Raw genomic sequence first — 18,359 nt, forward strand, 5'->3', positions numbered from 1 at the left:
GCTCCTGCCGGTCCCGTTAGTCGTTGCCCGGCGCCGTCGGGGCGGCGTAGCCGAGCAGTTTCATGGCGGTGCGGTTGTCGGCGCGGGACCAGAACAGCTCGTGGAGATCCTCAGGCAACTCGTCGCGGTGACTGCCGGTACGGCCGCGGCGAAAGAACTGGTCGTCGGCTTGGCGAAGTTCGGCGAGGGACGGGATCGAAGCATCCGCGAGCGGTGTGAGTTCGGGGGTCGTGGCGGCGATGACGGCTTGCACGGTCGCTGCTGGTGCGCGGGTCAGGTCCTCGTAGCGCAGCACGTATCGGTGCGGCACCGGTGGCTGGAGCCAGCTGAGGACATTGCTGCCCCAGCTGCCGGTACCGACCACGCTCTGGCGAAGGATCTTTGCGCGGAGTTCAACCTCGTAGCGGCTCGAATCATCTTCACTGTCCTGGCGGGCCCAGGAGACCAGAGCGTCGCGACCGTCACGGATCAGACAGATGGCGCGGTCATCGTCGTGGACGTCCGCGTCACGCTGCCGGTGGGTCTTGATGAAGTACGCATCGGGCGCCACCCGCAGCTCGTCGAGTGGTGCAAAACGCTCGGTGAAGCCGATGAGATCTGGCCCCAGGCGGGCGGCCACGCCATCGACGTCATAGATCGTTGAGGTACGGAGGCCGTACATGCGATGCAGGACGATCCGCAGGAAGGTGTTGCCGGAGCGGGGGAACGACGCGACCCACACAATCATCCACGAACTGTAACGATCTGATGCACAGGCGTGTAGACGTGAGGGCCTGCCGGGCTGTCACCCATCGACGCCGACGGGGCACCTTTCCTCGATGTCACACCCGCAGGCGTATCGCCCTGCACGCTGCCCGGCCGCGACGGGCGACCGCCCGCGACGGAAGCCTCTACCAGCAACAGCGGGTGAACGACCTACGCAGGCACGACCTCACGGTAGGGTAACGACTTACATCGAAGACCGCCTCTGGCCGGCACCCAGTTATCTCGCTTAGCCAGCCGAGGTGCGATGGCCCCGGGGAGGCGGCGGTGGCAGATCCGCACGACGTAAGCGAAGCGTGGCGCGCGCTCGGCCAGCAGTTGGCCGCGTACCGCAAGGCGGCCGGTCACACCCAGCACTCACTGGCACCCAGGATTACCGGCCGCAGCACGATCGCGAATACCGAAGTCGGACGCCAGCACCCGGACCGGGCCTTCTGGAAACGCTGCGACGAGGTCCTCGACACCGACGGCGCCCTCACCGCCGGGTACGACCAGGTCGCGGCCATTGAACAGAAGTACCGCCGGGCCAGGGGAGCAGCAGCATTCACCACCGCTCTGACCGCAGCCGGCACCACCCTGGTGACCGACACGAACGGGCAGCCCGCAGGGGAGGCGGATATCTTGGTGACTGTGGCAGACGGGCGAGGACGGCACGTTCAGGTCAGCCGCCGGGCTCTTCTGCAGGCGGTCCCCGGCAGTGTGGTGGCGTCCCTGGCGAGTGCGGAAACCGCTGCCCGCAGCGACACGGGCGGCGCAAGTTGATCCGGCCGTCGTGGAGCACTTCGCGGCACTGCGGTCGGTGCTCGTGGAATCTGACAACCGGGTCGGCGCCGCGGCGATCCTCCCAACGGCCCGACAGCAGCTCGGTCACATCGCTGGCTACCGCCGAGCCGCACGGGGCAGCCTGCGCGACGCGCTGTTGAGTACCGAGGCCCGGTGGGCAGAATTCGCCGGCTGGCTCAGCGACGATATGGGCGATCGGGACGCCGGCGAATGGTGGCTCGCCCAAGCGTTGACCATGTCTCAAGAAGCTGGCGACATGGAGTTCACCGCTTACGTTTTCGCTCGCATGGCGCAGCGGGCCAGCGACGCCGCCGACCAGGACCGCGTACTCGGGCTCGCCCGTGCCGCCGAGCGCGCTGGCAGCATCCGGGAGCAGGTGCGCGCGTTCGCGGCGGTGCAGCGCGCCCACGGGCACACGGTCGAAGGTGACACTGGCTCGTTCCGAGCCGCCATCGACGAGGCCCACCACCTCGCTGCCGCCACCGGAACAGACGGCGGTGGGCTCGGCGCGTTCTGCACCACGGCTTACATCAGTGCGCAGGAGGGCGAGGGCTGGCTTCGGCTGGGCCGCCCCGGCGCCGCCGTCCGGTGTTTCGGCGAGGCTCTCGATGCGTGGCCGGAAACGTACCGACGTGAACGGGGTCGCTATCTGGCGCGTACCGCCGTCGCCCACGCTGGCGCCGATGAACCCGGGCTGGCCGCTGCCGCTGCCCTAGCCGCGCTCAACCTGGCCAACCTCACCCGCTCGGTACGAATTCAACGCGAGGTCGCGATCGCAGGCCGTCAGCTTGCGGCGTTTCCCACCGAGCCCGGAGTGCAGCAGTTGAATGCCGCCCTGGCCGCTTCCGCGGCGAGCTCGTGACCGACAGCAGCGGTGCCGGCAACAGGGTCGATGTCGTCTTCGTCGGCCGGGCTAACATCGACCTGACCATCCATGTACCCCACCGTGCCCGGCCCGGCCGCACCGCCATCGGCTCGGCTTTGCCCGTCAATGCTGGCGGCAAAAGCCTCAACCAGGCCATCGCTGCCGCCCGCCGTGGCGGGCGCGCCGCCCTGATCGCCAATGTCGGCGCAGACACCTGGGGCCACCAGATCACCACAGCACTGACCGACGCCAGGGTCGACACGCGCCGCGTCCGGCTCGTCCCCGACGCCACCACCGGAGCGGCCATCATCGAGGTGACCCCAGACGGCGAAAGCTACATCACCCTCGCACTCTCACCCGCCACTGAACTCACCACCGACGATATCCACCGCGCCACCGCCGGCCTCGCCGCAGAAGCCGTGATCGTGCAGCTCGACTTACCACCCGAACCCGTGACCACGCTGCTGAGCCACCGCCGGGCGCCGATCCTCGTTGGCAATCTCGTCCCTAACCCCGACCTCGACCCCCGGCTGCTCGCGGAACTCGACGTCCTCGTGGTCAACCAGCACGAAGCCGCCGCCATCCTGCGCACCACCGCCGGCAACCCGCTCGAATCCGCCGCCGCGCTGCAACGCCTCGGCCCACCTACCGTCGTCGTCACCGCAGGCCCCAATGGCGCCGCCTTCACCCACCCCCACGGATCCGGCACCGTGCCGGCACCTGCCGTCCCGGTCGTCGACACCACCGGAGCCGGTGACGCATTTCTCGGCTCTCTTGCCTTGGACCTCGCCCGCCACACCCCGCTACCCGACGCCATCACCGCCGCCGTCCACGCCGGCTCCCGCACCGTCGGGCACAGCGGCGCTCACATCCGACACACCAACTCCCCTGGCGGAGGCCCTCGCTGAAGGGCGGCTGCTCAGTCGCTGCCATTCACCTGCAACTGAGCGTCGAGACGAGGTCTATCGGTGGACGTTACGTTGACAGGCAGCCGCCTCATCCACCCTCGCCGGCGGTTTCGGTGACACCGCGCACCCACTGCAGGTACGGCCGTGAACCTGCGACCACTGGCAGCGCGACGATCTCCGGGTTGGACCACTCGTGATGCTTCCTCAGAAAGCTCTCCAACTGGGGATACGCTCCGGCACTGGACTTGAGCACCACCTGCCACTCCTGGCCGGTGCCGAAAGACCCCTCATGCCAGAAGGCTGACTCGGCCGGCCCCACGACCTGGCCACCAGCCGCCAACCGCTCCCGCACTGCGCCCTGCACCAACCGCCGCGCGACCTCCAGATTGCCCGTAGCGGTGTAGACATACAGGACCTCATTCATGAAGCTGACACTACTCAGGAGGCAGCTGAGCTCGGCGGAGCTCACTGCGATATCGATGCGCGGGTAGCCGCATTCGACGGGAGATGACGGATGGCGCGCCGTGACTATTTCAACGACCCCAACGCGCCAGCTGCCAACAGCGTGGTGCCGTCGGTTGTGGCGGCAGTGCGTAACCAGCGCGGTGAGCTGTTGATGATCCACCGCACCGACAACAACCTGTGGGCGCTACCCGGCGGTGGTCACGACATCGGCGAGTCGATCTCCGACACGGTGGTGCGGGAGGTGCGCGAGGAAACCGGCATCGAGGTGAAGGTCACCGGCCTGGTCGGGATCTACAGCAACCCCCACCACGTGATGGCCTACGACGACGGTGAAGTACGCCAGCAGTTCTCGATCTGCTTCACAGCCCGACCCGTCGGCGGGAAACAGACGACCTCCAGCGAGTCGCGTCAGGTCCGCTGGGTGACCCCCGCCCAGCTCGACCAGTTGGACATCCACCCCTCGATGTGGCTGCGTATCGACCACGCCCTCAAGGAGCGGGCGACGCCGTACATCGGTTGAGCAAGGAGGGGCGCGTCACCTTGATGACGCAGAAAATCCCCTGTCTATGGGCCTGTGGCGATGGTTAGGTTGCGCAGATGAGCGCAACCTCGGTAGCCGCGCCGCGCCTGCAGTTCTGCACGACCCTGACCGAGTTCCTCGCGGTAGCTGGCGACCACCTGGCCGCCGACCCGGTAGTCAGCACGGTCGTGACCACCGTCGCGCACCGGCTGCTGGCGCTGCAAACCGATGGGATCGCGCAGCCCGACCGCAATTGGTGGTTGGTGGTTAGGGGTGCATCCGGCACGGTCGTCGGTGCCGGTATGCGAGCGGCGCCGTTCGCACCCTATCCGCCGTTCCTGCTGCCGATGCCCGACGAGGCGGCCGTGGCCCTGGCCTACGCTCTGCACGAGCGCGGGGAGGAGGTCCTTGCGGTCAACGGGGCCGTTCCTGCCGTTGCGCTGTGCGCCACCGAGTTGACCCGGCTCGGCGGGGGCAGGGTCCAGGTCAACCAGCACACGCGGCTGCACGAGCTGGCTCGTCCGGCGGCAGTGCCTGGCAGCCTGGAGCTAGCTGTAATGCCCAGCACCGTTGTTGACGCGGGTGATGGGTGGTTTGCCGCCGAGTGAGGTGTGGTTGCGGTGGTGGTTGTAGGTGTGGATCCAGGTTGGTAGGGCGTCGGTGCGGTGTTGGTTGCTGGTGTAGGGCTGTTGGTAGGCCCATTCGTCGAGGAGGGTGCGATTGAAGCGTTCGGCTTTGCCGTTGGTCTGTGGGCGGTAGCGGCGGGTGAAGCGGGCTTGGGCGTTGAGGTCGGCCAGGGCGTCGCGCCAGGCTCGTGAGCGGCGGTAGGCCATGGCGTTGTCGGTCATGACTCGTTCGATGTGGGTGATGCCGTGGGTGGTGAAGTGCTCGGCGGCGCGGCGGAGGAAGCTGGCGCAGGTGTCGGCTTTTTCGTCCGGGTGGATTTCGGCGTAGGCGAGGCGGCTGTGGTCGTCGATGGCGCAGTGGACGTAGTCGAAGCCGACGCGGGTGGCGTAGCGGGCGCGGCGGCTTTCGATGCTGTCGCGGCCGTGGACGCGCCAGCCGCCGCCGTCGCGCAGGCGGCCGAGCTTCTTCACGTCGACGTGGATCAGTTCGCCCGGCCGGTCCCGTTCGTAGCGGCGGATCGGCTCGCCGGTGGGCCGGTCCAGCCAGGCCAGACGGTGTAGGCCGTGGCGGGTCAATACCGCGTGCACCGTGGAGGCCGGTATGCCGAGTAGCGGCGCGATCCGGCGAGGTCCGAGTTTGCGGTCCTGACGTAGTTGACAAATCGCTGTCTCGACCGTGGCTGGAGTCTTGTGGGGCAGATGGTGAGCGGTGCTGGGTCGGTCCCGTAGTCCTTGATCTCCCTCAGCACGCCACCGGGCCAACCACTTGTAGCCGGTGGCGCGGGAACAACCCAGCTCTTTCACGACGTGGGCCACGGGTCGGCCCTCGCCGACGACACGCGCGATCAACAGCCGCCGGCCGTGCACTGTCAGACGGGCATTACGGTGGGGCATGAGACCTCCGGTCCGGTTGTGGGCGTCAGCACCTCACACCTCGCCGGAGGTCTCACCTCATATCAAGCCGCCACGCCGTCAACAACGCTCATGGTCACTACAGCTAGCGGTCGAGAAGGACGTCGAGCTGGTCATGAAGTGGTTCGGCGAGTTCGTGGGCGACGCTCACGAACAGGCGGGCCGCCGACGGGGTACCAGCGCACATGAGGTGCCCGACCGTGCGGAATTGCTGCGCCGACTGCGGGCCGGGCATCTGTGGTTCTGGGTCGACGGGACTGGAGAGCGGGTGCACCTCACCGGTGCCAACCCCCCATCGTTCGGGGTCGCGCGCATCGGCCCGGTGTACACGCCGCCAGCCCAGCGCGGGCGTGGATGGGCCAGCAACGCGGTTGCCGAGGTTTCCCGGCGGATCCAGGCCGACGGTGCGCGGGTGTGCCTGTACACCGATCAAGCAAACCCGACCTCGAACAAAATCTACGCCGCGCTTGGCTACCGGCCGGTGGTAGACATGGCCAACCTCGTCATCGTCCGCTGACGGGAATGGCGCCCACGGCGATGTCATGGTCGACCACTGCCCGCCCCGCACCGTTGGCGAGATAGGCAATGTTCATCGCCGATGGACTCGTGGCCTGCGCGCCTGGTGTATCCATAGGAGTTCAATAGCCTGTCCATGACTTCCACCCTGTTACTGATTGTCGGGAGCCGTGCGGCTAGGGCGCAGTTTCCGCCGGGCTGCCCTTGTTTTGCTGATGCCAATACGGGAGATCATATGGTGGCGAAGGTCGTGGTGGATAAGGTTCTCTGCTACGTGGTGCGAGAGGGGCGGTTGCTCGTCTTCCGTCACACCGACTACAGCTATGAGCAGGTGGGCGTCGAGGTGCCGGGAGGCACCGTTCGTGTAGGTGAGGCGCCGGAGGACGCCGCGCTGCGCGAGGCCCGCGAGGAGACCGGGCTGACGGGCTTTCGCGTTGTCCGCAAGCTGGGGGAGGTTGAGTACGACATCACTCCGCTCCGGTCCGAGATTCAGTACCGTCACGTCTTTTAGTTGGAACTCGTAGGGCCAGCGCCCGAGCGGTGGGCTAGTCAGGAAGACCACGACGGTACCCAGGAACCCACCCACCTCGAGTGTTTCTGGATACCGTTGAAGGCTGCGCATATCCTGCAGGCTGGCCAGGGTGCTCTCGTGGCCAAACTTTGTTCGTGATCGGGTGTACATCGCGAGGTTGGCAATGCGCGGCTATGGGACCGAAGTGCGCCAACGGCATTGCCTGATCATTGGCAATGCCGTTATGCCAATATCCCGCCATGCGTTGTGAGGCGACCGCGAGACCCGGGTGCGGATGCAGGCCGGTCGGATTGTTCTACATCCCTGCGGCAGGATGCGGCGGTGGCTCGACTGGCGACTCCGGTAGCTGGCGTTCGCCTCGGAGCAGCGCCCCAAGCCGCGGGCACTGGACCAGCACCGCACCCAGATCCCGCTCTTCCGCGACGGCCGCGATGAGGCGGAGCGCGTCGGTGGCCAGACCGAGTGCGCCGGGTTCCACGACCGTGCCGGCCTCCCCTTCCAGCACCGGGTCCATCCGCCGGGTCCAATCCGGCAGCAGGACCCACGACGCGTACAGGCGATCGTCGAGCCAGGCGACGGGCTGAGCCGCGAGGAACTCCTTCCGGTCGGTGGGGACCTCGACGAACACTGGGGTCGAGTAGACCGGATCCATCTGGGCGGCGGCCAGCAGAAGCGGATCCTGAACCAGGGTGGCGTCCACGAGCTGCGCGAACGACGGCGTCCAGACGACCATATGGCCATTCGTGGTGCCATCGGGGTGGACGACCGGCGGTCGTCTCCACACGCCGACCTCGGACACCTCGGTGAACGTGTCGGTCACCCGGTACAGCGTGGCGCACGCAGCGACCGCCTCGGCCTCGAAGCCAAGGTGCCGCAGCGCCCCACTGACCTGATGACTCGTCGGAACACAGGTGCCCACCGGCCTGCCACTCTGCGCCTGGTGCAGAACAGCTAGGACGGCGAGCAGTGGCACCATCTCCACCGGCGCGTCGAAAAGCCGCCCAAACATGGGGCTGTATTCGTAGACCGGCATCAGCGCCGTCTCGTCCGGGTAGCGAGGGCGCCGGCTGCCGGGCACGCGGGTGGGCGGGATCATCCGGCGGATCGGCTCCCGCCGCTGTTGACGGCCACTGCGCTTGCGATTACCCACCGAGCCTCCCGACGCGAACACCCGCACCGCCGTCCTCTCGATGCTGACACGTCGACAACCGCACAGGGCAGCGACAGGCCCCACGCGTTGGGGTGGATGCCTGTTGCCGACCGCCTTGCCGTGTCTGGTGGCCCCGCAAGGGACCCGGTAGTTTCAGCTGACGGGCACTTTCACTTTCGTTGATGGGGGATGCCGGTCACGTGTCGCAGATCGAGAAGATCGCCGGTGAACTCCGCGCGTTGATGGCCGGGGTCGAACGCGCGCACGGGTTGGCAGCCGCCGCCGACAGCCAGGCGCAGGAGGTGGCGCTACGGGCCGCGGGCGCGGGCTTCGTCGCCGTGGCGGCGGGTGTGGCGCGGGTCCGTAACGCGATCGCGGGCATCCAGGGCGGCCTGGGAAGTCTCGCCGGTGCGATCGGTGAGGCGACGAAGGCCACCGCAGCGGTGCCGAACGAAGCCACCCCGCAGGAGACGATCGCCGCGCTGGCGCCCGTGCAGAGCGCCGTGGACGCCGCTCGTGACGCGGCGACCGGGGCCATCACCGGAGTCGGTGAGGCGCAGCAACTCGTCGCCATGGTCCTGCAGGGCGGGCAGCCCGGGCCGCTGTTGCAGGCCCTGGACGGCATCAAGCAGGTCCTGGTGCTGGTCGTTGCGCGCACCGGCGGGGCCCGGCAGGCCGTCCAAGCGGCGATCGCGCAGGCCCGGCAGTTGGGCTCGTCGGGAAACTGACAGGGGCTGGCGGTCACCCACCGGCCAGCCCCACCCCTTCCCAGTACGGTGACCCGCCGAGACTTCATGCAGCCGGCGACACCTCATCAGCTGACCGTGACCACGGCACGCCTTGGACCAGGCAGCCAACCGGCGTCCCGGGCGGGACGCCGACCGGTCCGAGAACCAGAATTCCACCCAGGTTGGACGACGAAGGGCGGCGTCCGTTGGAGCTCGAGAACGAATGCGCCGATATAGTCGCCAGCAAGAGCTACCGGGTCCACCAGAACCCCACCAGGCAGGAGATCGCCGACGCCCGGCTCCGCACCGGCGACTCCGGCAACCCGAACAAAGACCCGGACTACCTGATCGAAGGTCACGTGTTCGACTGCTATTCGCCCACTCTCGGCAAGCCGGTGCGGGGTGTCTGGAGCGAGGTCCGCGCCAAGGTCGACAAGGAGCAGACCCAACGCGTGGTGCTGAACCTGCACGACTGGCACGGAGACCTCGCGGCCCTGCGGACACAGTTCGACACCTGGCCCGTCGAGAGGCTGAAAGAACTCGTCGCGGTAACGCCGAGTGGCGCGATCGTGCAGATCGTCCGTCGAGACTGAGGAGAGGCACAGAGATGGCTGTCGAGTTCAGGTTGACCCTGGCGGGTGACCTGCCCCTGGACCACGTGGCTGATCTCGTGGCGCCGGACGCCGCCGAGAGGCCCAGGCCGAGCGGCACCAACCCGCGGCTTTTCAGCGCTCGCCTCTACGACACCTGCGGGTACGCGCTGACCGTCTCCTCAGGGAGCCAGGGCTATTTCGATGCCGAGGCCGACGACGGTGCCCGCTGGGAGTGGGAGCCGGAGACGTACGTCGACATCGACTTCTCCATGCGGGCAGACGACGTGGTCGACAAGGGGATCCCGAACATGATGCAGGCCGTCGCCCGTGTGTTGGCCGCCCGGCAGGAGGACGCGGCGCTGGTCCAGAACGGCAACTGGCTGTTGCTGACCCGCACCGCGGGCGAACTCCGCAGGTATCGGCCTACCTGGTGGAGCCACTATGGCATAGCCGACCTCATCACCCCATGAGCCAGCCGAGCGCGGGTGCCCCGCTGACGGACGACGCGGCTTCGACCCGCCGTCCGTGCGTGATATCGACGTCGTCTTCCTCGACCCGGCGGACCTGACCCGCGACAACGACGACCGGGCCGCCGCAGCGCTGATGGCGACGTGGCCGGACCCCATGTGGGAGGCGACGCCAGCCAGGGAAGCGGGTAGCCCCAAATGATCTTCGATGATGTGCGCGGTGTGTGCTCTCCAGCGAATGCCAACCCGGGTGAACCGGTACCAACGCGGGTCACTGCGGCCGACCGCCGGTCGCAAACCGGGGTTCGTGTGCTCCGGGTGCTCCTGGGCTGGGAGAACGCGGTCCGGGGAACGTGGGGGAACGTGGGCCACTCCCTGCCACCCCAGGTGAACCCCCAGGTCGCTAGACTATGCGCTCGCGCCCTCGTAGCTCAGGGGATAGAGCATCGGTTTCCTAAACCGTGTGTCGCAGGTTCGAATCCTGCCGGGGGCACCTCGAAGATCAGCAAAAACCTCTCGATCCGGCGGCGGATGTCGGGGTCGGCGCCACCGGACACCTCTACACCGCAACCCTCCAGGTCCGTCAGGTCGCAGTCCTCGACCAGCCCTCCGGCGGATCCGCTGAACGTCAGACCACTGCCCCGTCCAGCGGAGATCCGGCATCGACGCACCGTCGGGCGGACTCGCGCACTCGCCAGCACCGCCCCCTGGCGTACACCCGTGAAGTCGCAGTCCTCGACGGTGCCGCGACCGCCCTCGAACGCTTCGAAGCCCTGACCGACGTTCTGGATATGGCAATGCCTCACAAGCGGCTCGCTATCCCGCTTGGACAGCACGGCGTACTCGTCGAGGTCCCAGAGTCGGCAGTGATCGACCAGGCCGCTGGAGTCGACGAAGGCGATACCCCGGCGCATCCCGCTGACAGAGCAGGTGCGTAGCTGGGCAGCACCCTGCTCGCACAACACGGCATTGATCGCTTGTCCCGTGACAGCGCATGACTCCATGGACAGGATTCCCCGTACCGCTGACACGGTGGCAGGGGCGTCAGCGCTCGACGTACGCAGCACCAGCCCCTGCAGCGGGACCTGTGCGTCTTCGCACCAGAGCGCGGGCGCAGCGTCGCGGTTCTCCACCACCACCGGCGCTGCACCTGGTGCGGCAGCCCGGATGGTGACTGCCTTTGCCCGTACCACGACCTGGCCGTCGTAACGGCCCGGCTCCACTACGATCACCGCGCCGTGAGGCGCAGCCGCCACCGCCGGCCCGATCCCTCGGTACGCGTTTGGCCGGGTCAGCGAGACGACCAGGGTCGGTGTCCCCATTTGGTCCTACCTTCCCCCGATCGTGCCGCTGTCAGCGGCTGCGACGAACCATCGCCGGAAGCATGGAACCCGCATACCGACTGATAGGTACCGCTGAGAACCGCAACAGGGTGCGGTGCCGGCGTCCGTACGAGCCGTAAGGTCCGCATGACGTGGCGGGCCGGGCGGCGGCCCACTCCCCAGCGGGGCCGTCCGGGTCCTCAATGATCAGTGCGGTTCAACGACCTCCCGCAGGATCTTCAACAGGTCCTTCGGCGCGTCCCGCATGAGGTTGTGCCGGCTGTCCAGTGCGTACGTCGTCCAGGCGGGGTCCGCACGCAGCCGGTGGTAGAAGGGGGTGAACGGTGACTCGCCGTCCCACCCGGCTGCGTACACGTAGACCCTGCGCCGGATGTGCGCAAGGTCGCTGGTCAGCTGTAGCGGCTGAAGCAATGAGGCGAGCGGGTGAGGCGTGGCCCGTGCGTCGAAGAACGGCAGAGGCCGCACACCGTAGCCGTTCTCCACGACGTCCAGGTACCACCGCCGCTCCTGGTCAGAGACCAGGGCCCAGCAGGAGTCACCGTTCGCCGGCACCACGGCGTCCAGGTACGCCAGAGAGTCGACCCGTTCGGGCATACGGTCGGCGACCGCCGTGATCACCATTCCCCCGTAGCTGTGTCCGACCAGCACCGCATCCTGGATGTCCTCAGCCGCGAGTACGCCGGTCACGTCCTGGATGTGCGTTTCGAGGTTCACCGTGGAGTGCAGGAGATGGCTGCGCTCGCTGATCCCGGTCAACGTGACTGGGTGGACGCGATGCCCATCGGCGCGGAGTTGTTCGGTGAGTTCTCCGAAGGACCAGCCGCCATGACACATGCCGGGGATGAGGACAAACGTTGCCACGATCGTGCTCCTTGTCGTTGCTTGACTCTGTTACTCGGACGCGGCCGAACTGCCGCTGGCCGTGTTGGGCTTCGGATGCGAGTTCACTGGACCCTGGCCTCAGGCACCTGTCTCGGTGACGCCGGGTCGCGCACCGTGGTCGCGGTGGAGTGACGGGAACGGCCTGCGGTGGCGGCGATCAGGGCCGCCACGGCGCACAGGATCGCGGTCCACGCCAGGGTGGCTTCGGTCGAGGTGTGGTCGGCGACGATGCCGGCGATCCAGGGGCCAGCCGTCTGACCCACCGCGAACAGCGTGGTGAAGGCCGCCAGTGTGGCGGTCCAGTCGGCGGGCGGGGTGTTGGCCCGGATGAGCGCGGTGACGGCGGCGGGAACGCTCATGAACGTGGCCCCGTAGGCGATCGCGGAGGCGATGATGACCGGCGGCGCGGGCGCCGCCAGCGCCAGTGCTGCTCCACCGGCCAGGACGCCGAGCAATGTGGCCAGGGCCCGGGTGCCGGGCCAGTGGGTGGTCGGACGGCTCCACAGCGCGGGTGCCGCCACCACGGCCAGACCCAGTGCCGTCCAGATGGCCACCACCTGCACGATTGGGGTGTGCCGGTCGGCGAGGTAGGCCGACAGAAAGGTGATGTAGGTGATGTATCCGGCGGCGAACAGCAGGTAGGCCAGGGCGGTTCCCCACAGCGGGCGTACCCGTGCCCGTCCGGCGGTAGAGCCCGTCGCGTCCCGCTCCGTACGCGCGGCGGTCCAGCTGACCAGCGTCGCCGCAGCGGCGGCGACACCCAGGGCGACCCAGGCGAGGCGCCATTGATCCCCTAGCGCTGGGATCGTCGCGCCGCTGAAGACGATGCCCAACCCGGTGCCCGCGAAGTAGACGGTGATGGGCACGCCGGAGGCGACTCGGGCGGCGATGCGCGATGCGATCACGCCACCGGCGATGAACACCACTGCCCCCGCCGCTCCGGCCGCCGCTCGCGCGGTCAGTAGCGCCAGGTAGTCATCGCCGGCCGCAGTCGTGGCGAGCGCCACCGCGGTGAGGGCCATCCCCCATCGGAAAGCGGCGGCGGCGCCCAAGCGGTGGACGACGGGGGCGGTCGCCAGTGCGCCGACGAGGTAGCCGAGCCCGTTGGCGGTGCCCATGGCCCCGGCTTCGGCCAGGGTCCATTGCAGGTCGTCACGCATGGCCGGCAGAAGCAGTCCGTAGGCGAAGCGCGCGAGACCGAGGGCCGAGGCGGTGCCCAGCGCCAGTCGCGCCGCCTGCCGTACGCCCTGGCGCAGGACCGGTGACCTCATCGGTCCTGGGTCTGGGACGTGGCGCGGCAGCCGCGGGACGGGCCAGGCAGCCGAAGCGCCCCGATCGCTGCGGGGGCCGATGAGGGGCAGGCTGGCATGGCAGGCTCCAATGGTCAAACCGATCGGTTCGATCTCAGACGGTAGCAGTTGATCGAACCGATCGGTACCATCTCTGTCATGCCAGTCGCCAAGGGCTCCACGATCGATCCGGAGCGCACCCGCGCCACCATCCTCGAAGCGGCCACCCCGGTCCTGTACGAGCGTGGGCTCGACGGCATCGGTGTCGCCGAACTATGCGCCCGGATCGGGGTGTCCAAGGAGACGCTCTACCGGCATTTCGGCACCAAGGACGCGCTCGTGGAAGCCGTGCTGGAGGCGCGCAGCGACCGGGTGACGAGCTGGCTGGCCGGTGCCGTCGCGGCGGCCGGAGAAGACCCCGCCGACCAGCTCAGCGCGGTGTTCGACGCACTTCAGCAGTGGTACGACGAGCCCGCCTTCCGCGGCTGCGCGATGCTGAACGCTGCCGCCCAGCACCATGTCGAGGCAGTACGTGCCATCACCGCGCGCCACCTGGGCCGCTACCTCGAACTCCTGACCGGCATCGCCAGCCGCGCCGGAGCCGCCGATCCGCCCGCACTGGGGAGGCAGTTGCTCATCCTGCTGGAGGGTGCGACGGTCGTCGCCGCACATCACTCTGCAGTCGGCGCCGGCGACCACGCTCGCCGTGCCGCCCTCATCCTGCTGTCGGCCGCCCGAACCAGCGTCGAAGGTTGACGCGGGGTTGGAATCTCCTCAATCCGCACCTACGTCCGCCGCTTCTGCCGGGCAATCAACAACTCCTGATACTCCACCGCCACTCGGCTTTGGAGTTGGGCGTGGCGCGGGTACGAGGAGGGCCACCGTACGTCTGACACGATCCTGCCTCCGGGAGCGTGTCCGGCCGCTCGCGGCGCGCCGCGCGAGAACGCTGCAGCCACGGGTCGGACGCGACATGATGAAGAGCGTGAATTCCTCCCTCGACACTCTGCCGAAGATCGGCGCACCAGCGACGCGGGCCTTGAACAACGCTGGTTACCCGGCCCTGCGCGACCTTGTAGGGGTGCCGCGCGCCGAGTTGGCCAAGCTGCACGGCATGGGGCCGAAAGCGCTCGAGATCATCCAGAGTGCGCTCGGGCAGCACAACCTGAGTCTGGGTTAGTCACTCAACGTCTCTTGATCTTTCGGCTGGTTCGGTGAGCGCGTCTGCGCTGGTAGCGGGATCGACGGGCCACGGCCACCGCACGATCTTCGGTTGCCGTGACGATCGCGAGGGTGACCGGTCACCGCCGAGGCCCGGGCGATCACTGCCGCGCCGCTACGCGGCTTGCCACCGGGTATCGCGGTCCAGTCGCGCGGCCGAACACCAGCGTCGTCGGTCACGCGCACCTAGGGAGGGCTTCAGAGATAGGAGTACTTGGCCAGTACGTCGGCGTGCCGAGCGAGGAAGTAGCGGAGGTGGTCGTCGGTAAGGTGGTTCCGCCAGTCTCCAGCGACTCCTTTCCGGAAGTGGCTGCCATTGTCGGGGACACCCGGCGTCCGGCCGCCGCTCATCCGGGAAAAGCTGTTCGCGTCCAGTACTTCTGCGAGCCTTTCCGTACCGACCTGCGGCATGAGCCCGAGGAAACGAAGGATCCCGGTGAACCCGCCGACCTCGTCGGCCATCAGGTCTTCCAGTTTCACCTCGAGAACGTCGGGTCGCTGCGACCACTGCCGGAGGTCGTCGAACATCGGTTCGAGGAAGTCCATCACGGCATAGAGGCCCTGTTCCTTGGGCATCCCGGCGAGCTGTTTACGGTGCCGGGCCAGGGCCGGAAAATCGTCGATGTCGTGTGAGAGAAGGTGCGAGAAATAGGCGGAGACCACGATGTCGCGGGGATCCCGCACCACGTGGAACGATCGCGTACCCGGTGGGAAGAGATCCACGTGGCGCGGATGCGCGTCGGTGAACGCGAAGGACCGGGCACCGAGACTGAGCCCTGCGGTCAAAAAATCCGTAGCGTAGAGCTGGTCGATTGGTTTTTCATCCGGGTCGAAGACCAGCCATGAACTGTAGGCGACGTACTTGAGCCCCAACCCGGCGCTCAGTTCCTCGAAGACGCGCCGGATCCAGAGGCTTGCGCACTTGTGATGGCCGAAGTACGCGTAAACCTGCCCGAATTCCCGCGACACCGGTGCCTGTGCCTGCGCCATCAGGCCGTCTCCTCTCTCGACATCAACTTACCGGGGTTGTAACCGAGGAGCAGTTGTTGGCGGTATCCCGACTCACTCGGCGACAGCCACCGGCATTCGGCGAACCCGGCCGCCTGTGCCAGCGACAGCAGCTCAGCACGGGGCCAGGCCCGGTAGCGGACCAACCGCTCCTTGACCGTCCACTGCGCCTCCGGCTGGCGTGACATCAGGAAGTAGCGGAGCCGGTACACGTCCGTCGACTGCCATTCCCACGCCTGGAAGGCCAGGCGATTGCCGTCGTCCATGATCCTTGGCGCCGTTCCGGTGATCTTGGCCGCGCGGTCGGAATCGTAGTCACGCGTGCTGACCAGCATTACTCCGCCAGGTCGGAGTCGGCTACGCATCGACGAGAAGGCCTGCATGATGTCCTGTGGTTCGAGCAGGTGCGAGATCGCGTTTTCAAGCGCCAACAGGGCGTCGTAATCACCCGGCACAACCTCTTCCAGGTGGCGGAAGTCCGCTTGCCGGAACTGGATCTGCGTCCCGAGGCGCTCGGAATTTTTGCCCGCCCGGGCTACGGCCGTTTCGCTGAGGTCGGTTCCGGTGACGGCGTAGCCCAGACCGGCGAGACCGACAGCCTGCGTTCCGATACCACACGCGCAGTCAAGTATCCGGCGGGCCGGAAACGGCAGCACGGATCGGAGAATAGCGTCGAGCCTGCCGGCTTCGTCACGCGTATGATCCTCCCAGTCCGAGTACAGAAGTTCGTAGTCCGACGCGAGGCTGTCGTAAAAGTCGGTTACTTCTTCTTGTCGTTCCACGGTGCCCTATCTGTCACGCTGCGCGACTGTCCCCTGACCCGTGACTCAGTTCCGGCCCAGTGATCCAATTGATAACATCTTTCCGTGGAATCCGCGAGCCATCCCTCCTTGCCGCTTCCGGCTCCGACCTGCACGGGAACGCCGGCACGCCCCAGCGCGTCACCGGCTCGCCGCACGGGCTACTGACACATCTGCCCATGACGCAGACTGCGTCTCAGTGGTTGGACTGGGCACCGCCGGCGACATGCGGCACGCTGCGGACGGTGCCTCGCGTCGGGGAGCCCGTCCCTTAGCATGGTTGGCCCCTGTCCAACCGTCGAAGCAGGCAGCCCCATGACCGGTACGGTTTTCGAGAACGCCCGGATCCACACGCTCGACCCCGCCCGGCCGCGCGCCGAGGCCATGCTGGTGCGCGGCGAGCGGATCGTCGCCGTCGGAAACCGCGACGAGTGCCGGGACCGGGCGGGCGGCGGAGCGCGTCGGGTCGACCTCGCCGGGATGACCGTGCTGCCCGGGATGATCGACAGTCACATCCACTCCGCGCTGTACGTGCGCGGCTTGGAGCAGGTGGACCTGCGCGGCACCGCCAGCCTCGACGAGGCGTTGACCCGGATCGGGCGGCACGCCGCCACCCTGCCGCCCGACGCCTGGCTCTTCGGTGGGCGCTGGGACAGCCACAAGTGGGCCCGGCCGGTGCAGCCGACCCGGGCCGACCTAGATCGGGTCTGCCCGGACCGCCCCGCCGTGCTGCCCAGCATCGACGGGCACACCACCTGGGTCAACAGCGCCGCCCTGCGGCGGCTCGGCATCGACGCCGATACCCCCGATCCGGTCGGTGGGCAGATCGCCCGCGACGAACGCGGCGAGCCGACCGGCATCCTGCGGGAGGCGGCCGGGGACGCGGCCTACGACATCTTGCGCTCCTCCGTCGCCGGGGACATGGTCGAGCAGTTACGCACCCACCTGCCCCGGTTGCTCGCCGTCGGCCTCACCAGCATCCACGACCTCGACGGGCAGGACTGCCGGGCCGCCTACGAGACCCTGTACGCCCGGGGCGAACTGCCGCTGCGGGTGCACAAGTCGATCCCGTCGACCGCGTTGGACGAGGTGATCGACCTGGGCTGGGCGACCGGCGACGGGGACCGGTGGCTGCGTACGGGACCGGTGAAGATCTTCACCGACGGGGCGCTCGGCTCGCACACCTGCCTGATGAGCGAACCGTACGACGGTGAGCCGGACAACCACGGCATCGCGGTCACCCCGGCGGAGGAGTTCGAGCGGCTGGTGGCGAAGGCGGCCGGGGCCGGTATCGCCGTGGCGGCACACGCCATCGGCGACGCGGCGAACCGGATGGTGCTGCGGGCGTACGCCCGCTGGCAGGAGTCGGCGCGCACCGACCCGACCGTCGCCGAAGCGGCACGGCGGCTGCGGCACCGGATCGAACACACCCAGCATCTTCGGCCGGAGGACGTGCCGCTGCTCGCCCGGCTGGGCGTGATCGCCTCGATGCAGCCGACCCACTGCACCAGCGACATCCCCCTGACCAGCAGGATGCTCGCCGGCCGGGACCTCGCCTCGTACGCCTGGCGGAGCCTGCTGGACGCTGGCGCGACGGTGGCGTTCGGCTCGGACGCGCCGGTCGAGGACCCGGATCCGTTCTACGGAATCCACGCCGCGGTGACCCGGCAGCAGCCCGACGGCAACCCGCCGGGAGGCGTGGACCCGCACGAGCGGCTCAGCCTCGACGCGGCGCTGCGGGGGTTCACCGTCGCCGGCGCGTACGCCTCCTACGAGGAGCACCTGAAGGGGCGACTCAGCCCCGGCATGCTCGCCGACTTCATCGCGCTGCCCGCCGATCCGTACCAGGTAGAGCCCGCGGACCTGCGTGACCTCACGGTGGCGCTCACCGTGGTCGGCGGCGTCGTGCGCTGGCAGCGCTGACCCCACAGCCCGACCGGATCGGGCACAGGATGTCGGGTCCGGCCGGGGTCGTCCTTCCTAGCGTGG

At 68.2% G+C, this 18,359-nt stretch carries 22 protein-coding genes, 1 tRNA gene and 1 pseudogene; 15 read left to right on the forward strand and 9 right to left on the reverse strand.

The window, feature by feature from the left end; genetic code table 11:
- Positions 1–16: 16 nt before the first annotated feature.
- A complete protein-coding gene (locus ACQPZO_RS03450; RefSeq protein ID WP_433346956.1) occupies positions 17–727 on the reverse strand; it encodes a sulfotransferase domain-containing protein in 711 nt (236 codons plus the stop codon).
- Positions 728–1,029: 302 nt separating this feature from the next.
- On the opposite strand from ACQPZO_RS03450, the gene ACQPZO_RS03455 reads away from it, so the two are divergent.
- Genes ACQPZO_RS03455 through ACQPZO_RS03465 form a run of 3 tightly spaced genes read left to right on the forward strand, consistent with a single transcriptional unit; the run spans position 1,030 to position 3,318 of the window.
- Positions 1,030–1,524 (forward strand): helix-turn-helix domain-containing protein, encoded by a 495-nt coding sequence (locus tag ACQPZO_RS03455; RefSeq protein ID WP_433346958.1) that lies wholly within the window; start codon positions 1,030–1,032, stop codon positions 1,522–1,524.
- Between the two features lie 10 nt (positions 1,525–1,534).
- Positions 1,535–2,407 (forward strand): hypothetical protein, encoded by an 873-nt coding sequence (locus ACQPZO_RS03460; protein ID WP_433346960.1) that lies wholly within the window; start codon positions 1,535–1,537, stop codon positions 2,405–2,407.
- Positions 2,404–3,318 carry a PfkB family carbohydrate kinase gene (locus tag ACQPZO_RS03465; RefSeq protein ID WP_433346962.1) on the forward strand — a complete coding sequence of 305 codons (915 nt, stop codon included), beginning with the start codon at positions 2,404–2,406 and terminating at the stop codon, positions 3,316–3,318. The genes ACQPZO_RS03460 and ACQPZO_RS03465 overlap by 4 nt, the downstream gene beginning before the upstream one ends.
- 88 nt (positions 3,319–3,406) lie before the next feature.
- On the opposite strand, the gene cutA is transcribed toward ACQPZO_RS03465, so the two are convergent.
- A complete protein-coding gene (cutA, locus tag ACQPZO_RS03470; RefSeq protein WP_433346964.1) occupies positions 3,407–3,742 on the reverse strand; it encodes a divalent-cation tolerance protein CutA in 336 nt (111 codons plus the stop codon).
- Positions 3,743–3,832: 90 nt separating this feature from the next.
- Here cutA and ACQPZO_RS03475 point away from each other — a divergent pair, with 90 nt between their 5' ends.
- Both ACQPZO_RS03475 and ACQPZO_RS03480 read left to right on the forward strand, forming a co-directional pair.
- Positions 3,833–4,303: an NUDIX hydrolase gene (locus tag ACQPZO_RS03475; RefSeq protein WP_433346966.1), complete on the forward strand. Its 471-nt coding sequence runs from the start codon at positions 3,833–3,835 to the stop codon at positions 4,301–4,303.
- Between the two features lie 77 nt (positions 4,304–4,380).
- A complete protein-coding gene (locus tag ACQPZO_RS03480; protein WP_433346968.1) occupies positions 4,381–4,911 on the forward strand; it encodes a hypothetical protein in 531 nt (176 codons plus the stop codon).
- On the opposite strand, the gene ACQPZO_RS03485 is transcribed toward ACQPZO_RS03480, so the two are convergent.
- Positions 4,852–5,823, reverse strand: a complete 972-nt coding sequence (locus ACQPZO_RS03485) for an IS481 family transposase (RefSeq protein ID WP_433343862.1) — start codon at positions 5,821–5,823, stop codon at positions 4,852–4,854. The two genes, ACQPZO_RS03480 and ACQPZO_RS03485, sit on opposite strands and share 60 nt — an antisense overlap.
- A gap of 133 nt (positions 5,824–5,956) precedes the next feature.
- Between ACQPZO_RS03485 and ACQPZO_RS03490 the strand changes: the two genes are divergently transcribed.
- Both ACQPZO_RS03490 and ACQPZO_RS03495 read left to right on the forward strand, forming a co-directional pair.
- Positions 5,957–6,358, forward strand: a complete 402-nt coding sequence (locus tag ACQPZO_RS03490; RefSeq protein WP_433346970.1) for a GNAT family N-acetyltransferase — start codon at positions 5,957–5,959, stop codon at positions 6,356–6,358.
- A gap of 135 nt (positions 6,359–6,493) precedes the next feature.
- On the forward strand, positions 6,494–6,868 hold the full coding sequence (locus tag ACQPZO_RS03495; protein WP_433346972.1) for an NUDIX domain-containing protein: 375 nt from the start codon (positions 6,494–6,496) through the stop codon (positions 6,866–6,868).
- A 316-nt stretch (positions 6,869–7,184) separates the two neighbouring features.
- Here the strand turns inward: ACQPZO_RS03495 and ACQPZO_RS03500 are convergent, their stop codons facing one another.
- Positions 7,185–8,039: a hypothetical protein gene (locus ACQPZO_RS03500; RefSeq protein ID WP_433346974.1), complete on the reverse strand. Its 855-nt coding sequence runs from the start codon at positions 8,037–8,039 to the stop codon at positions 7,185–7,187.
- Between the two features lie 200 nt (positions 8,040–8,239).
- Between ACQPZO_RS03500 and ACQPZO_RS03505 the strand changes: the two genes are divergently transcribed.
- The 5 genes from ACQPZO_RS03505 (at position 8,240) to ACQPZO_RS03525 (ending at position 10,320) form a co-directional block, all read left to right on the forward strand.
- Complete coding sequence (locus tag ACQPZO_RS03505; RefSeq protein WP_433346976.1) at positions 8,240–8,767, forward strand: DUF6244 family protein; 528 nt, start codon at positions 8,240–8,242, stop codon at positions 8,765–8,767.
- A gap of 182 nt (positions 8,768–8,949) precedes the next feature.
- On the forward strand, positions 8,950–9,360 hold the full coding sequence (locus ACQPZO_RS03510) for a hypothetical protein (protein WP_088986537.1): 411 nt from the start codon (positions 8,950–8,952) through the stop codon (positions 9,358–9,360).
- Positions 9,361–9,374: 14 nt separating this feature from the next.
- Positions 9,375–9,830, forward strand: a complete 456-nt coding sequence (locus ACQPZO_RS03515; protein ID WP_433346978.1) for a SitI3 family protein — start codon at positions 9,375–9,377, stop codon at positions 9,828–9,830.
- Between the two features lie 55 nt (positions 9,831–9,885).
- Entirely contained in the window at positions 9,886–10,029 is a 144-nt protein-coding gene (locus ACQPZO_RS03520; RefSeq protein WP_433346980.1) for a hypothetical protein, read from the forward strand.
- Positions 10,030–10,247: 218 nt separating this feature from the next.
- Positions 10,248–10,320 (forward strand) — tRNA-Arg (locus ACQPZO_RS03525).
- A gap of 97 nt (positions 10,321–10,417) precedes the next feature.
- Here the strand turns inward: ACQPZO_RS03525 and ACQPZO_RS03530 are convergent.
- From ACQPZO_RS03530 to ACQPZO_RS03540, 3 genes and pseudogenes are all read right to left on the reverse strand, one after another.
- A pseudogene (locus tag ACQPZO_RS03530) lies at positions 10,418–11,149 on the reverse strand (right-handed parallel beta-helix repeat-containing protein); the annotation flags it as partial.
- A 207-nt stretch (positions 11,150–11,356) separates the two neighbouring features.
- The gene (locus ACQPZO_RS03535; protein WP_433346982.1) at positions 11,357–12,031 is read right to left on the reverse strand and encodes an alpha/beta fold hydrolase; all 675 of its coding nucleotides are present in this window, start codon (positions 12,029–12,031) and stop codon (positions 11,357–11,359) included.
- Positions 12,032–12,114: 83 nt separating this feature from the next.
- Positions 12,115–13,323 carry a YbfB/YjiJ family MFS transporter gene (locus ACQPZO_RS03540; protein WP_433346984.1) on the reverse strand — a complete coding sequence of 403 codons (1,209 nt, stop codon included), beginning with the start codon at positions 13,321–13,323 and terminating at the stop codon, positions 12,115–12,117.
- A 177-nt stretch (positions 13,324–13,500) separates the two neighbouring features.
- On the opposite strand from ACQPZO_RS03540, the gene ACQPZO_RS03545 reads away from it, so the two are divergent.
- Both ACQPZO_RS03545 and ACQPZO_RS03550 read left to right on the forward strand, forming a co-directional pair.
- Positions 13,501–14,097, forward strand: a complete 597-nt coding sequence (locus ACQPZO_RS03545; RefSeq protein WP_433346986.1) for a TetR/AcrR family transcriptional regulator — start codon at positions 13,501–13,503, stop codon at positions 14,095–14,097.
- Between the two features lie 217 nt (positions 14,098–14,314).
- Complete coding sequence (locus tag ACQPZO_RS03550; protein WP_433346988.1) at positions 14,315–14,521, forward strand: helix-hairpin-helix domain-containing protein; 207 nt, start codon at positions 14,315–14,317, stop codon at positions 14,519–14,521.
- Positions 14,522–14,760: 239 nt separating this feature from the next.
- On the opposite strand, the gene ACQPZO_RS03555 is transcribed toward ACQPZO_RS03550, so the two are convergent.
- Both ACQPZO_RS03555 and ACQPZO_RS03560 read right to left on the reverse strand, forming a co-directional pair.
- Positions 14,761–15,552 carry a sulfotransferase domain-containing protein gene (locus tag ACQPZO_RS03555; RefSeq protein ID WP_433346989.1) on the reverse strand — a complete coding sequence of 264 codons (792 nt, stop codon included), beginning with the start codon at positions 15,550–15,552 and terminating at the stop codon, positions 14,761–14,763.
- Complete coding sequence (locus ACQPZO_RS03560) at positions 15,552–16,352, reverse strand: class I SAM-dependent methyltransferase (protein ID WP_433346991.1); 801 nt, start codon at positions 16,350–16,352, stop codon at positions 15,552–15,554. Before ACQPZO_RS03560 ends, ACQPZO_RS03555 begins: the two co-directional genes overlap by 1 nt.
- Before the next feature lie 333 nt (positions 16,353–16,685).
- Here ACQPZO_RS03560 and ACQPZO_RS03565 point away from each other — a divergent pair, with 333 nt between their 5' ends.
- Positions 16,686–18,293 carry an amidohydrolase gene (locus ACQPZO_RS03565; protein WP_433346993.1) on the forward strand — a complete coding sequence of 536 codons (1,608 nt, stop codon included), beginning with the start codon at positions 16,686–16,688 and terminating at the stop codon, positions 18,291–18,293.
- The last annotated feature ends 66 nt before the right edge of the window (positions 18,294–18,359 follow it).

It is taken from the genome of Micromonospora sp. CA-111912 (assembly GCF_050948415.1).
In the GTDB taxonomy this organism is placed as follows: domain Bacteria; phylum Actinomycetota; class Actinomycetes; order Mycobacteriales; family Micromonosporaceae; genus Micromonospora.